The sequence below is a fragment of the Intrasporangium sp. genome (assembly GCF_036566125.1).
In the GTDB taxonomy this organism is placed as follows: Bacteria; Actinomycetota; Actinomycetes; order Actinomycetales; family Dermatophilaceae; genus Intrasporangium.
The window spans coordinates 1-12,575 of the sequence record NZ_DATCWX010000089.1; the positions used below are offsets into that span (position 1 = coordinate 1).

At 68.7% G+C, this 12,575-nt stretch carries 10 protein-coding genes, 1 pseudogene and 1 riboswitch; of the genes and pseudogenes, 4 read left to right on the forward strand and 7 right to left on the reverse strand.

Translation table 11 applies throughout. The features are described 5' to 3' along the window. Together VIR15_RS05270 and VIR15_RS05275 are read left to right on the forward strand one after the other, a co-directional pair. The coding region (locus VIR15_RS05270; RefSeq protein ID WP_331926426.1) for a glycosyltransferase family protein at positions 1–907 on the forward strand (907 nt) is incomplete at its 5' end. Continuing rightward, positions 904–2,817, forward strand: a complete 1,914-nt coding sequence (locus tag VIR15_RS05275; protein ID WP_331926427.1) for a glycosyltransferase family protein — start codon at positions 904–906, stop codon at positions 2,815–2,817. The genes VIR15_RS05270 and VIR15_RS05275, both read left to right, overlap by 4 nt. 47 nt (positions 2,818–2,864) lie before the next feature. Here VIR15_RS05275 and VIR15_RS05280 read toward each other — a convergent pair whose 3' ends face one another. Beyond that, a complete protein-coding gene (locus VIR15_RS05280; RefSeq protein ID WP_331926428.1) occupies positions 2,865–3,878 on the reverse strand; it encodes a glycosyltransferase family 2 protein in 1,014 nt (337 codons plus the stop codon). 81 nt (positions 3,879–3,959) lie between these two features. On the opposite strand from VIR15_RS05280, the gene wecB reads away from it, so the two are divergent. Beyond that, complete coding sequence (gene wecB, locus VIR15_RS05285; RefSeq protein WP_331926429.1) at positions 3,960–5,021, forward strand: non-hydrolyzing UDP-N-acetylglucosamine 2-epimerase; 1,062 nt, start codon at positions 3,960–3,962, stop codon at positions 5,019–5,021. Between the two features lie 156 nt (positions 5,022–5,177). Here wecB and VIR15_RS05290 read toward each other — a convergent pair whose 3' ends face one another. From VIR15_RS05290 to VIR15_RS05310, 5 genes are all read right to left on the reverse strand, one after another. Next, positions 5,178–6,173 carry a Gfo/Idh/MocA family protein gene (locus VIR15_RS05290; protein ID WP_331926430.1) on the reverse strand — a complete coding sequence of 332 codons (996 nt, stop codon included), beginning with the start codon at positions 6,171–6,173 and terminating at the stop codon, positions 5,178–5,180. Between the two features lies 1 nt (position 6,174). Next, positions 6,175–7,263: a DegT/DnrJ/EryC1/StrS family aminotransferase gene (locus VIR15_RS05295; protein WP_331926431.1), complete on the reverse strand. Its 1,089-nt coding sequence runs from the start codon at positions 7,261–7,263 to the stop codon at positions 6,175–6,177. After that, complete coding sequence (locus VIR15_RS05300) at positions 7,260–7,856, reverse strand: acyltransferase (RefSeq protein ID WP_331926432.1); 597 nt, start codon at positions 7,854–7,856, stop codon at positions 7,260–7,262. The genes VIR15_RS05295 and VIR15_RS05300 overlap by 4 nt, the downstream gene beginning before the upstream one ends. Then, positions 7,856–9,205, reverse strand: coding sequence for a nucleotide sugar dehydrogenase (locus tag VIR15_RS05305; protein ID WP_331926433.1), 1,350 nt, complete (start codon positions 9,203–9,205; stop codon positions 7,856–7,858). Before VIR15_RS05305 ends, VIR15_RS05300 begins: the two co-directional genes overlap by 1 nt. 98 nt (positions 9,206–9,303) lie before the next feature. Then, complete coding sequence (locus VIR15_RS05310) at positions 9,304–10,467, reverse strand: acyl-CoA dehydrogenase family protein (RefSeq protein WP_331926434.1); 1,164 nt, start codon at positions 10,465–10,467, stop codon at positions 9,304–9,306. Positions 10,468–10,606: 139 nt separating this feature from the next. Then, positions 10,607–10,722: riboswitch (SAM riboswitch) on the forward strand. A 15-nt stretch (positions 10,723–10,737) separates the two neighbouring features. Here VIR15_RS05310 and VIR15_RS05315 point away from each other — a divergent pair. Further along, complete coding sequence (locus VIR15_RS05315; RefSeq protein ID WP_331926435.1) at positions 10,738–12,060, forward strand: bifunctional o-acetylhomoserine/o-acetylserine sulfhydrylase; 1,323 nt, start codon at positions 10,738–10,740, stop codon at positions 12,058–12,060. 83 nt (positions 12,061–12,143) lie between these two features. Here the strand turns inward: VIR15_RS05315 and VIR15_RS05320 are convergent. Then, positions 12,144–12,575 (reverse strand): annotated as a pseudogene (locus VIR15_RS05320) (alanine--glyoxylate aminotransferase family protein); the annotation flags it as partial.

Sequence of the window (12,575 nt, forward strand, 5' to 3'; positions counted from 1 at the left end):
GCCGATGGACCTCCCGCAGAGCGTGCGCGAGGACCTCGACTGGGCCGACACGATCTTCGTGGAGTGGGGTCACCGGGCCATGGTGTGGATGTCGATGGTGCCGGAGCTGCGCGCGCGAGTCGTCGTCCGACTGCACAGCTACGAGGCTCTCACCCAGTTCCCCCTCATCACCGACTGGTCCGGCGTCGACGACGTCGTCTTCGTCGCTGGCCATATCCGCAACCTCGTCGAGCGCTCCGTCCCTGCGATCATGTCGGGCCCTCGGCGGCACACCATCGGCAACCGCAGAACTCTGCGGGACTATGCATTGCCGAAGCGTCCCGGGGCCGAGCGGACCCTTGGGCTCATCGGCTGGGGGCAGGTCGTGAAGGATCCGGCCTGGGCGCTCGACGTGCTCGAGGACCTGCGCCGCGACGACCCGACCTGGCACCTGCGACTCGTCGGGAACCCGTTCCCCGAGGACGACAAGCTGACCCGCGCGGCTGCCGAGTACAACGCGCGACACGAGAGCCGCCTCGAGCGACTCGGGGACGCCGTCCTCCGCCCGGGGTTCACGAGGGACATTCCACATGCCCTTCGACGGATTGGCGTGATCCTCTCGACCAGCCAGCGCGAGGGGACACACGAGGCCCTCATCCAGGGAGCCGCCAGCGGCGCGCTGCCGGTGGTGCGGAACTGGCCGACCGTCGCCCGATGGGGTGGTGCGCAGACCATGTTCCCCGACGAGTGGATCGTCGAGACACCGCAGCAGGCCGCTGACCGCATCCGTGCCGCGGTGGCAGCCGGCGATCTGCAGGCCGAAGGTGCCAAGGCAAGGGAGTGGGTTCTCACACACCACGACTGGAGCGTGGTCGGACCCGAGCTCGAGCGACTCCTGTTGGACCCGACGAAAGGGCACACCGCGTGAGCACCAAGCCACATCTGCTCTATCTCGCGTGGGGCTTTCCCCCTGCGGCGAAATCCTGTGTCTACCGCAAGCTCGCGACGGCCAACTCGTTCGTGCGTGCCGGCTGGGACGTGACGGTCGTCACCCTGACCGAGGACGCCTGGAAACGCGAGCAAGGTCTCGATCCCTCTCTCCTGGCGTTGGTCGATCCGCGCATCCGGGTTATCCGTCTCCCCTTGATCCGCAAGGACATCGAGACCGACATCCGCACCTGGGACGAGGCTCGGGCCTTGCGTCCTCGCACGTGGCTCAAGCACTACTACCGGGACAACATGGAGCAGTTCCCCGAGATGGTGTTCGGCGGTTGGCGGGACGAGCTGGTCGAGGCGGTCCGCGCCGTACAAGACGAACGTCCGGCCGACCTCCTGCTCACGTCCGGGACGCCGTACACGTTCTTCGCCCCGGCGCTCGATCTGTACGAGCGCGACGGCGTGCCGTACATCGTCGACTACCGCGACGCGTGGGCCATCGACATCATCAAGGACCGGCCAGGCTTCAAGCCGGACAGCCGAGAGGCCCTGTTCGAGCAGGAACTGCTGGCGAATGCACTGGAAGCCTGGTTCGTCAACACTCCCATCCGGGATGCCTACTCAAAGCTCTACCCCGACGCCTCCACCAAGTTCCACATCGTCCGCAACGGCAGCGATGTCGCCATCGGAACCGACAAGATCAGGCTGCGCCAGCCCGAGCCCGAGAGCGGGCTGACCTTCGGTTATCTCGGCACCGTGAGCTTCGGCGTCCCGCGGATGCGGGCCCTGTGTGAGGGCTGGCGGCTCGCTCGGGAGCGCAGTGACGTGCTGCGGCGGTCGCGGCTGGAGTTCCGCGGGCACTTGGGCATCGGTGCACTGAGAGGTGTCACCCCCCAGGCGGCCGTCATCGCGGAGTACGGCGAGCACGGAGTCGCATACGGCGGGCCCGTTGCCAAGGCGGACACCGCAGCCGTCTACGAGTCGTGGGACGCGCTGGTGCTGTGCCTCGTCGGTGGTCGTTTCGTCACGTCGGGCAAGGTCTTCGACTACATCTCGACCGGGCTGCCGGTCATGTCGGTCCACGATTGGGACCACGCGGCCGTGGAGATCCTCGAGGACTATCCCCTCTGGATCCGCAATGACGGTGTCGATGCCGAGGACCTCGCGGAGGCCTTCCTCCGGGCCGAGCAGACGGTGCACTCCGCCTCGGTCGAGGATCGGCTCGCGGCCCGCCGCCACGCGGAGCAGTACGAGCGCTACGCGCAGATCCAGCCAGCCGTGGACCGGCTCACCAAACATTTCGCTCCGGAGTTGATGGCGGACGAGGGCTCGGGGACTCCCACGCCCGCGGACCCGCCGCCCAAGGTGGGCGCGGAGGTCCACCAGGAGACTCCTCCGCCCGCCCCGCATGCCCGTGGTGAAACGGTGCTCATGGCCTTCACGACGACACCGGGTGAAATGACACGGCGATCCATCCAGCAAGTCCGCGACGCCGGCGCCCGCGTCCAGCTCATGGGTCCCGCGTCGGCCTATGACGCTGAGCTTGCGAAGGTCGCAGACTCCGTCATCCTGCTCGATCGCGCCAACGCGCCGGTGTCGATCGACACGTCACATCGACCGCAACGGTTCAGTCCGAGATGGGCTGCGCTCGTTGCGCGCAACCTCTCGCGGCGCCATCTCGTCGGCGCGTACGTGAGGCGCGTGGGTGCTTCGGCCGGATGGTGGCTCTCAGCCAAGCGCAATCGTGCGGCCATGGCGGCGCTCAGGGAGGCAACGGTGCTCACGTCGCTGGACCACAGCGCGACATACCTCATCTGGAACGCGTCGCGACTGAACCGGACGGCGCCCGCGATCGCGGGGGTCGGGCCCACCATGGAGGAGCTGGGCCTGACCCGCGTCTGAGGCCAGCTTGCCTCGACTGACTGCTGAGGCCCATGCGGCGTCACGAGTCAGTCGAGGCTGCTCTTGGTGCTGGTCAGGAAGCCGACGCCCCACGACCAGTGCATGACGGCAAGAACGAGCGGCGTGCGGATCCGGACGGATGCAGGCTCGTCGCGGCTGATCGCCAGGCCCCCCACGGTGACGGCCGCAACATAGGTGGCCGGGAGCAGGAACGCGGGAGCCCATGCAACACCGGCCACCACGGCGACGGTCGTCGCGACGACCATCGTCGGAGCAGCGAGGTACCGGGCATTGATGGTGCCCGCGTGCCGGCGCGCCACGACGCGACGCCAGCGGCCGTAGTGGAAGTACTGCCGTGCCAGTTCTCGCAGCCTCGCGCGAGGTCGATAGGTGACGCGCAGCTCAGGAGTGAACCAGACCGTGCCCCCCGTGCTGCGAATCCGGTGGTTCATCTCCCAGTCCTGGGCCCTGGAGTAGTGCGGGTCGTAGCCGCCGACGCGCTCCAGGGCGGAGCGACGGAAGACACCGAGGTAGACGGTCTCCGCCTCCCCTGCTTGGCCACCCACGTGGAACCGGGCGTTGCCCACGCCCAACCGGCTCTTCATGGCGCAGGCCACGGCTCGCTGGAACGGTGAGATGCCCTGGGCGTCCATGATCCCGCCCACGTTGTCGGCGCCGACCCTCCGGAGCTCCGCCACGGCGTGACGGAGGTAGTCGCGCGGGATCTCGGCATGCCCGTCGACGCGCGCGACGATGTCGTGGCTGGACGCGCCGATCGCGGCGTTGAGTCCGTCGGGGGTGCGCCCGGATGGGTTGTCGACCAGGACGATGCGAGGATCCTCCTGCCGTAGCCTCCGAGCGATCGTCTCGGTGCCGTCGTGGCTGGGACCCAGGGCCACGACCACTTCGATCTCACCCTGGTAGTCCTGGTCGAGGACCATGGCCAGGGCCTCTGCGAGATGACCTGCCTCGTTCAGCACAGTGACGATGACGCTGACCCCGGGCCAGGAGTCGAGGCGATCGCCGAAGTGGTCGTCCGACGTGGTCTCCTGCTGGGTCACGGCACAAGTATGGGGGATGCCGCCCCATGCCAAAGCATCGGTGGACGGAACCGCCGCCGACACGCGATAGGGTCGTTCGCCGTGAAGATTCTCAGCGTCGTGGGAGCCCGTCCACAGTTCGTCAAGCTGGCACCGATGGCCAAGGCCATGGAGTCACGCGGGGTCGACCACGTCATCGTCCACACCGGTCAGCACTACGACGTCAGCATGTCGGATGTCTTCTTCCGTGACCTCGGCATCCCAGCCCCGGACGTGCACCTGGCCGTCGGTTCCGACACGCACGGACGTCAGACGGGGGCCATGCTCGCCAAGCTGGACGAGGCGCTCGAGGAGCACCGTCCCGACTGGGTGGTGGTGTACGGGGACACGAACTCCACGGCGGCGGGGGCCCTTTCTGCGGTCAAGATGCACATCCCGCTGGCGCACCTCGAGGCAGGGCTGCGCTCGTTCAACCGACGGATGCCCGAGGAGCACAACCGCGTCGTCACCGACCACCTCGCCGACCTCTGCCTCGCCCCGACAGAGGTCGCCATGGGCCATCTCGCCGATGAAGGCCTCGCCACGCGCTCCGTGAACGTCGGTGACGTCATGACGGACGTCCTCTTCCAGGTGCGCGACCTGGTCGCCGGCACCGAGCCGGCGGTGCCCAGCGAGCTGGGCGGTCGCCCCTTCCGCGTCGCGACCCTCCATCGCGCCGAGAACACAGACGATCCGGGCCGCCTCGGCAGCATCGTCAAGGCCATCTCCGGCCTCGACACGCCGACGCTCCTGCTGGCCCATCCCCGGCTTCGAGCCCGCGCCGCCGAGCATGGCATCGACCTCACCACGGGAAGTCTCGTCACGGCCGACCCGCTTCCCTATCCCCAGCTCGTCCGGGCGGTCATGGCCTCCGTCGGGGTCGTGACAGACTCGGGCGGCCTGCAGAAGGAGGCGTTCCTGCTCCGGGTGCCGTGCACGACCATCCGGACCGAGACCGAGTGGACCGAGACCGTTGATCTCGGCTGGAACGTTCTCGTTCCAGAGCCCGCCGCCCTCGCGGACGCAATGGACCGTCCGGGTCCGTCCGAGACGGATGCGGCTCCCTACGGCGACGGCCGCGCCGCCGGCCGAGCCGTCGAGGCGATCCTGAGCCACACCGTCTGACCCCGGGCGCAGAGTCAGCCCTTCGGCGACGGCACACGACCATCCCGTATGCCGCTGGGCTCGCCTCCAGCGCGACCCCGCTTTTCGGGGTGGCTGGCTCCCTCGTCCGTGGGTTCCACGCCTGGGGAGGCCCCAGCGCGCCGGTGGGAGGTGGGTTCAGACCGGCTCGAGGACGGCGACCTGACCGCTACGAGCCGACTCGATCATGGCCTCGGCGACGCGGACCGTGTTGAGCCCCTGCCGCATGGTGACGATGTCCGTGTCCTTGCCGAGCACCGCGTCCCGGAACTGCTCGTGCTCGGTCCGCAGCGGCTCCGGCTTGGCAATGGCATAGCGGATCACGTCGCCCTCGGACACGCCACGGAACTGTGCCAGGTTGAACCACGAGCTCGTCCGCTCCCCATTGGCGTGAAAGGTGAGGTCAGCGGTCAGGGTGTCGGCGGTGAACGTGCCCTTCTCCCCCGTGATGATCGTGACGCGTTCCTTGAGGGGCGACAGCCAGTTGACGAGATGGCTCGTCACCGTGCCGTCCGCCAGCCGGCCGACGGCAGCCACGAGGTCCTCGTGCTCGCGACCGGACTTGATCGCGGTCTGCGCGGACACCGAGACGAAGTCCTGACCCGTGACCCACGCGGTGAGGTCGATGTCATGGGTGGCCAGATCCTTCACCACTCCGACATCCGCGATCCGTGCCGGGAACGGGCCCTGCCGCCGCGTCACCACCTGGTACACCTTGCCCAGGTCGCCGGACTCGAGTCGGGACCGGGCCGACTGGAGGGCCGGGTTGTACCGCTCGATGTGGCCGACGGCGCCGACGAGGCCCTTGGCGTCAAACAGGTCGGCAAGCCGCTGGGCCGACGGCGTGTCCTGCGCCAGGGGCTTCTCGACCATCGCGTGCACGCCAGCCTCGGCGAGCGCCGTGGCCACCGGCTCGTGGTAGATGGTCGGCACGGCCACCATGCAGTAGTCGAGACCGAGCGCGATCAGCTCCTCGATTGAGGACAGGAGTGGTCGTCCGGCCGCAGCATGGTGCGGGTCTCCTACGGGATCGGCCACGGCGACGAGGTCAACTCCGTCGAGGGAGCCCAGCACGCGGGCATGGTGGCGACCCATCATGCCCAGGCCGATGAGCCCGGCCCGCAGGTTGCCCATGTCAGGCCCCTGCCTTCGCGAGCGCGTTGACCGCCTCGACGATCCGTTCGAGGTCGTGCTCGCTCAAAGAGGGGTGCACGGGCAGCGACAGGCACTCGGCCGCGGCCTTCTCGGTCTCCGGCAGGTCCTTCGTCACCCGGAAGGGTTCGAGGCGGTGGTTCGGCACCGGATAGAACATGCCCGACCCGACGTTGTACTGCTCGCGCAGCGCAGCGGCGAAGCCGTCCCGGTCCTCCGGCACCCGGACGGTGTACTGGTGGTAGACGTGCACCGCACCCTCGGCCACCGGCGGCGTCGTCACGCCCGCAAGGTTGGTGTCGAGGAAGGCGGCATTGTCCTGGCGCTGCTTCGTCCAGCCGTCGACCTTGGTCAGTTGGACTCGGCCGATCGCTGCGTGGATGTCGGTCATCCGGTTGTTGAAGCCGACGACCTCGTTGTGGTACTGCCGCTCCATGCCCTGGTTGCGGTACAGACGCATCAGCCGCTCGATCTCGGGCGTCGCGACAGAGACCATGCCGCCCTCGCCGGACGTCATGTTCTTGGTCGGGTAGAGCGAGAACATGGCGAATGAGCCGAAGGTGCCCACAGGAGCGCCGTGCAGCGAGGCCCCGTGGGCCTGTGCTGCGTCCTCGAACACCTGGATGCCGTGCCGGTCGGCGATCGCCATGATCTGGTCCATCTTCGCCGGATGCCCGTAGAGGTGGACCGGCATGACGCCGACGGTCCGTTCGGTGATGGCGGCCTCGATGGCGGCGGGCGACAGGCAGAAGTCCTCGGCGTCGATGTCGGCGAAGACCGGCGTGGCACCTGTCAGGGCAACCGAGTTGGCGGTGGCGGCGAATGTGAACGAGGGCACGATGACCTCGCCCCCGGCCCTGACCCCGCTAGAGAGGAGGCCGAGGTGCTGCCCGGAGGTGCCCGAGTTGACGGCGACGCAGGCCCGACCGAGCCGGAAGTGCTCGGCGAACTCCTCCTCGAACGCCTTGACCTCGGGCCCTTGAGCCAGCATGCCGGAACGGAGAACGCGATCGACCGCCTCGCGCTCCTCGTCTCCCACAATCGGCTTGGCCGGGGGGATGAAGTCGTTCATTCGTTGACCTCCGTCAGGGTCTCGTTGTCCTCGTGGTAGACAGCCCCGGTCTGGGGGCACACCCACTCACCGTCGGCGCGCTGCTCCAGGGGGACGCCGGCTCGGCCGACCCAGCGGAGGCGCCGCGCCGGCACTCCGGCCACAAGGGCGAAGTCGGGAACGTCCTTGGTGACGACCGATCCTGCCGCGACGAGGGCCCAGCGACCGATCGTCACTGGTGCGACGCAGACCGACCGGGCCCCGATCGATGCGCCCTCCCGACACGTCACGCCGACGGCCTCCCAGTCGTCGCCGCGCTTGAGGGAGCCGTCCGGGGAAACCGCGCGGGGGAAGTGGTCGTTCGTGAAGACGACGGCCGGTCCCACGAAGACCCCTGCCTCGAGGACGGCCGGCTCGTAGACGAGGGCGTAGTTCTGCAGCTTGCAGTTGTCACCCATCCGCACGCCGGTGCCGACGTAGGCACCTCGGCCGACGATGCAGTTGCGCCCGAGCACGGCACCCTCGCGGACCTGCGCCAGGTGCCAGATCGACGAGCCGTCCCCGATGGTCGCGCCGTCCGCGACATCCGCTGAATCGACGATCCGGACGCCCATCAGCTGGGCCCCTGGCTCGAGGCTGGGGCGGTTGCCTGCTCGAGGGGAGCCTCGGCGCGCCCGACGACGAGGAACCGGGTGCCATCGAAGCGGCGCTCATCGAGGACGTGGCGTCCGTCGACGACGACCTGCACACCCGGGAAGGACTCGACTCCCAGGTCGCGATACTCGGCATGGTCCGCCTGCACGATGACGACGTCCACCTTCTCGCCGATCTCGTAGGCCGCCCAGCCGAAACGGGCGAGCTCGGTCCCGGAGTACATCGGGTCGTGGACCAGGACGTCGGCCCCCTGTGCCCGGAGGGCGTCGACGGTGCCGAACACACCGGAGAACGCCGTCTCCTTGACCCCTCCGCGGTACGAGGCGCCGAGCACCGCGACCGTGCGCCCGGCAAGTGTTCCGCCGAGCGCCCCGGCCGCAAGGCCGACGGTGTAGTCCGGCATGCCGGCGTTGGCCTCGCGGGCGGCTCGGACCACGGTGGCCTCCGGATCGTTCCAGAGGTAGAGCCGTGGGTAGACCGGGATGCAGTGGCCGCCGACGGCGATCCCCGGGCGGTGGATGTGGCTGTAGGGCTGCGAGTTGCTCGCCTCGATCACCTGGTACACGTCGATCCCGTGTGCCGCAGCGAAGCGGCCGAACTGGTTCGCCAAGCCGATGTTGACGTCGCGATACGTCGTCTCTGCCAGTTTGGCCATCTCGGCCGCCTCCGCAGAGCCGAGGTCCCAGACCCCGTTGCCGCGCTCGAGGTCGGGTCGCTCGTCGAACTGGAGCACCTGCTCGTAGAACTCGACCGCCCGCTCCGCGCCGCGGTCCGACAGTGCCCCGACCAGCTTCGGGTACCGGCGCAGGTCCTGGAAGACCCGGCCCGTCAGCACCCGCTCGGGAGAGAAGACGAGGTCGAAGTCGCGTCCCTCGACGAGGCCGGAGCCGGCTTCCAGCTGGGGCTTCCAGCGAGTCCGCGTCGTGCCCACGGGCAGCGTCGTCTCGTAGATCACCAGCGTGCTCTTCTCCGCCCGCAGTCCGCGGGCGATGTCGTCCGTCGCCGAGTCCATCCAGGCGAAGTCCGGCCTCGCCTCGGCATCGACGAACAGGGGCACCACGACGACGACTGCGTCGCTGCGCGAAACGGCCTCGGCGGTGTCCGTCGTCGCGGTCAGACGGCCCTCGGCCACCACCGCCCCGAGATACTCCGCGAGGTGGGCCTCGCCGGGAAAGGGTTCGTTCCCGGCGTTGACCGTCTCGACCACACCGGGGTTGACGTCCGCCCCGAGGACCTCGTGGCCCGATCTGGCGAACTGGACGGCGAGTGGCAGACCGATCTTTCCCAGACCGACGACGGTGATCCTCACGGTGTTCCTTCGACTCGAGGCAGGCATCCGGGCGCACCGAACGGCGAGCCCGCCGGACATCGTAGCGATCCCGGGGACCTGCTCCGATCCGCGAAGGGTCAGCCCCTGAGGAGCTGACGCGCCATGACGATGCGCTGGACCTGGTTGGTGCCCTCGTAGATCTGCGTGATCTTGGCGTCCCGCATCATCCGCTCGAGCGGGAAGTCCTTCGTGTAGCCGGCGCCGCCGAGCAGCTGGACGGCGTCCGTCGTCACCTTCATCGCGACGTCGGAGGCATAGCACTTGGCGGCCGCACCGAAGAACGACAGGTCCTTGTCCCCGCGCTCGGACTTCGCTGCCGCGACGTAGACCATCTGCCGGGCCGCCTCGACCTCCATGGCCATGTCCGCGAGCATGAACTGGATGCCCTGGAAGTCGGCGATGCGCTTGCCGAACTGCTTGCGCTCCTTGACGTAGGCGACGGCCTGGTCGAGAGCGCCTTGGGCGATGCCGATCGCCTGCGCCCCGATCGTCACGCGGGTGTGGTCGAGCGTCCGCAGCGCGATCTTGAGGCCCTCGCCGACCCCGCCGACGACCCGGTCGCCGGGGATGCGCACGTTGTCGAAGTGCAGCTCGCGGGTCGGGCTGCCCTTGATCCCGAGCTTGCGTTCCTTCTCCCCGAAGGTGAAGCCCTCGTCGGACTTCTCGAGGACGAAGGCGGTGACGTTGTTGCCCCTGGGGCCGTCGGGGTCGGTGACCGCGAGGACGGTGTAGAACTCCGAGACGCCCGCATTGGTGATCCATGACTTCTGCCCGTTGAGCACCCAGTCGTCGCCGTCCTGCCTGGCCCGGCACTTCATCGACGCGGTGTCGGAGCCGGCCTCCCGCTCGGACAGTCCGTAGGAGAACGTCGTCTCACCATGGGCAAGCGGCGGCAGGTACCTCCGCTTCACGTCCTCGTTCGCCGCGAGGATGAGGGGCAGCGAGCCGAGCTTGTTCACCGCCGGGATGAGCGACGAGGACGCACAGACCCGGGCAACCTCCTCGATGACGATGCACGTCGCGAGGGCGTCGGCGCCGACGCCGTCGTACTCCTCCGGCACGTGGGGGGCGAAGAAGTCCGAGGCCACGAGCGCGTCGTGCGCCTCCTGCGGGTAGCGCGCCTCTTCGTCGACCGCGGCCGCGAACGGGGCGATCTTGTCCTCGGCAACCGCGCGCACCGCCTCACGAAGCGCCTCGTGGTCCTCGCTGGTCCGGAACAGGTCGAAGTCAGTGCTCGTCACAGTTGGCCATGCTACCCGCGGGACACAATTAGTAGGACGTCCACGTGATTGACGCCACCGGGCGCCCTCCGTGACGCAACCGTCCACCATGAGGACGCGCACGCTGGGAGCGAGCCCAGCGGCATACGATCCCGTCGAAGGTCATGAGTGTCAGCGTCACGGCCCCGGCTCGCTGACCGGCAACCCTCGCTACGCGGCGGGGTGCCCCGGGTGAGGACCTGGCGCCCGGCGACCGCCGGCGCGCAAGCGCGAGTGTGAGGAAAGCACGCCATGAGTGACACCCCCAACTGGTCCTTCGAGACGCGGCAGATCCACGTCGGGCAGGAGCAGGCCGACCCTGCCACGGGAGCGCGGGCCCTGCCGATCTACCAGACGACGTCCTACGTCTTCAACGACACCGAGCACGCCAAGAACCTCTTTGCGCTGTCCGAGCTCGGCAACATCTACACCCGGATCATGAACCCGACGCAGGACGCGGTCGAGAAGCGGATCGCCTCCCTCGAGGGCGGCGTGGGTGCGCTCCTGCTCAGCTCGGGCATGTCCGCGACGTTCTTCGCGATCATCAACATCGCCCAGGCCGGCGACCACCTCGTCGCGAGCCCGGCCCTCTATGGCGGCACGTACAACCTCTTCCAGAACACCTTGCCCAAGCTCGGCATCGAGGTGACCTTCGTCGAGGACACTGCCGACCCCGAGTCGTGGCGCGCCGCCGCTCGCCCGAACACCAAGCTCTTCTTCGGCGAGACCATCGCCAACCCGAAGTCCGAGATCCTCGACATCGAGGCCGTGGCCGCCGTCGCGCACGAGATCGGCGTGCCGCTCGTCGTCGACAACACGATCGCCACGCCCTACCTGCTCCGGCCGATCGAGCATGGCGCCGACATCGTCGTGCACGCCGCGACGAAGTACCTCGGCGGTCACGGGACGACCATCGCCGGCGCCATCGTCGACTCCGGCAACTTCGACTTCGGCGCCGACCCGGAGAAGTTCGCGAACTACAACACCCCCGACCCGAGCTACCACGGCCTCGTCTACGCACGGGACCTCGGCAAGGACGGCGCCTTCGGCGTCAACCTCGCCTTCATCCTCAAGGCTCGAGTCCAGCTGCTCCGCGACCTCGGCAACGCGATCTCGCCGTTCAGCGCGTTCCTCATCGGTCAGGGCATCGAGACGCTCAGCCTCCGCATCGACCGGCACCTCGAGAACGCCCACAAGGTGGCCGCATTCCTCCAGGGCCACGACCAGGTCGAGCGAGTCATCTGGGCGTCCCTGCCGGACAGCCCCAACCACGCGCTCGCGGAGAAGTACCTGCCGCGGGGCGCGGGCGCCGTCCTGTCCTTCGAGATCGAGGGCGGGCTCGAGGCCGGCAAGAAGTTCGTCGAGGGCCTGACGCTGCACAGCCACGTCGCCAACATCGGTGACGTCCGCTCGCTCGTCATCCACCCCGCGTCGACGACGCACTCCCAGGGCCCCGACTCCGACCGCCTCGCGGCAGGAGTGACGCCCGGACTGGTGCGCCTGTCCGTGGGCATCGAGCACATCGACGACATCATCGCCGACCTCGAGCAGGGCTTCACCGCCGCCAAGGCCTGACCCAATCGAGTGTGCAACTTCTGCGAGGCAGGTCGGGATCGCCTCGTCCTATCGACGCAGAAGTTGCACGCTCGATTGCCGGGTCAGGTGACCTGGAGCCGGTCCAGCCCGGCGGCGAGGCGCGCGACCGTACCGTCGACGTCCCCGAGCTTGTCGAGCCCGAAGAGACCGAGGCGGAACGTCGAGAAGTCAGCCGGCTCGTCGCACCTGAGCGGGACTCCCGCGGCTGCCTGGATGCCGACTTGCCGAAACGTGGCGCCCGACTGGAGGCCGGGGTCGTCCGTGTGCACCACGACGACTCCAGGTGCCTCGTAGCCCTCGGCAGCGACCGACCGGAAGCCCCGTTCGGCGAGCAGTCCTCGGACCTTGCTGCCGAGGTCGAGCTGGGCCGCGCGCAAGGACTCCATGCCACGAGCCTGGGTCTCGCGCATGATTGCCGCATTGCGCGCCAAGCCGTCGGTGGGCATGGTCGCGTGATAGGCCGCACGGCCCTCGACGTAGCCGTCGGTGATCGA

Coding starts and splice junctions, on each gene's coding strand:
- VIR15_RS05290 (WP_331926430.1), bottom strand. CDS start 6,173: ATGGGCAACCTGCGGGCCGGGCTCATCGGCCTGGGCATGATGGGTCGC.
- VIR15_RS05295 (WP_331926431.1), bottom strand. CDS start 7,263: ATGAACGACTTCATCCCCCCGGCCAAGCCGATTGTGGGAGACGAGGAG.
- VIR15_RS05300 (WP_331926432.1), bottom strand. CDS start 7,856: ATGGGCGTCCGGATCGTCGATTCAGCGGATGTCGCGGACGGCGCGACC.
- VIR15_RS05315 (WP_331926435.1), top strand. CDS start 10,738: ATGAGTGACACCCCCAACTGGTCCTTCGAGACGCGGCAGATCCACGTC.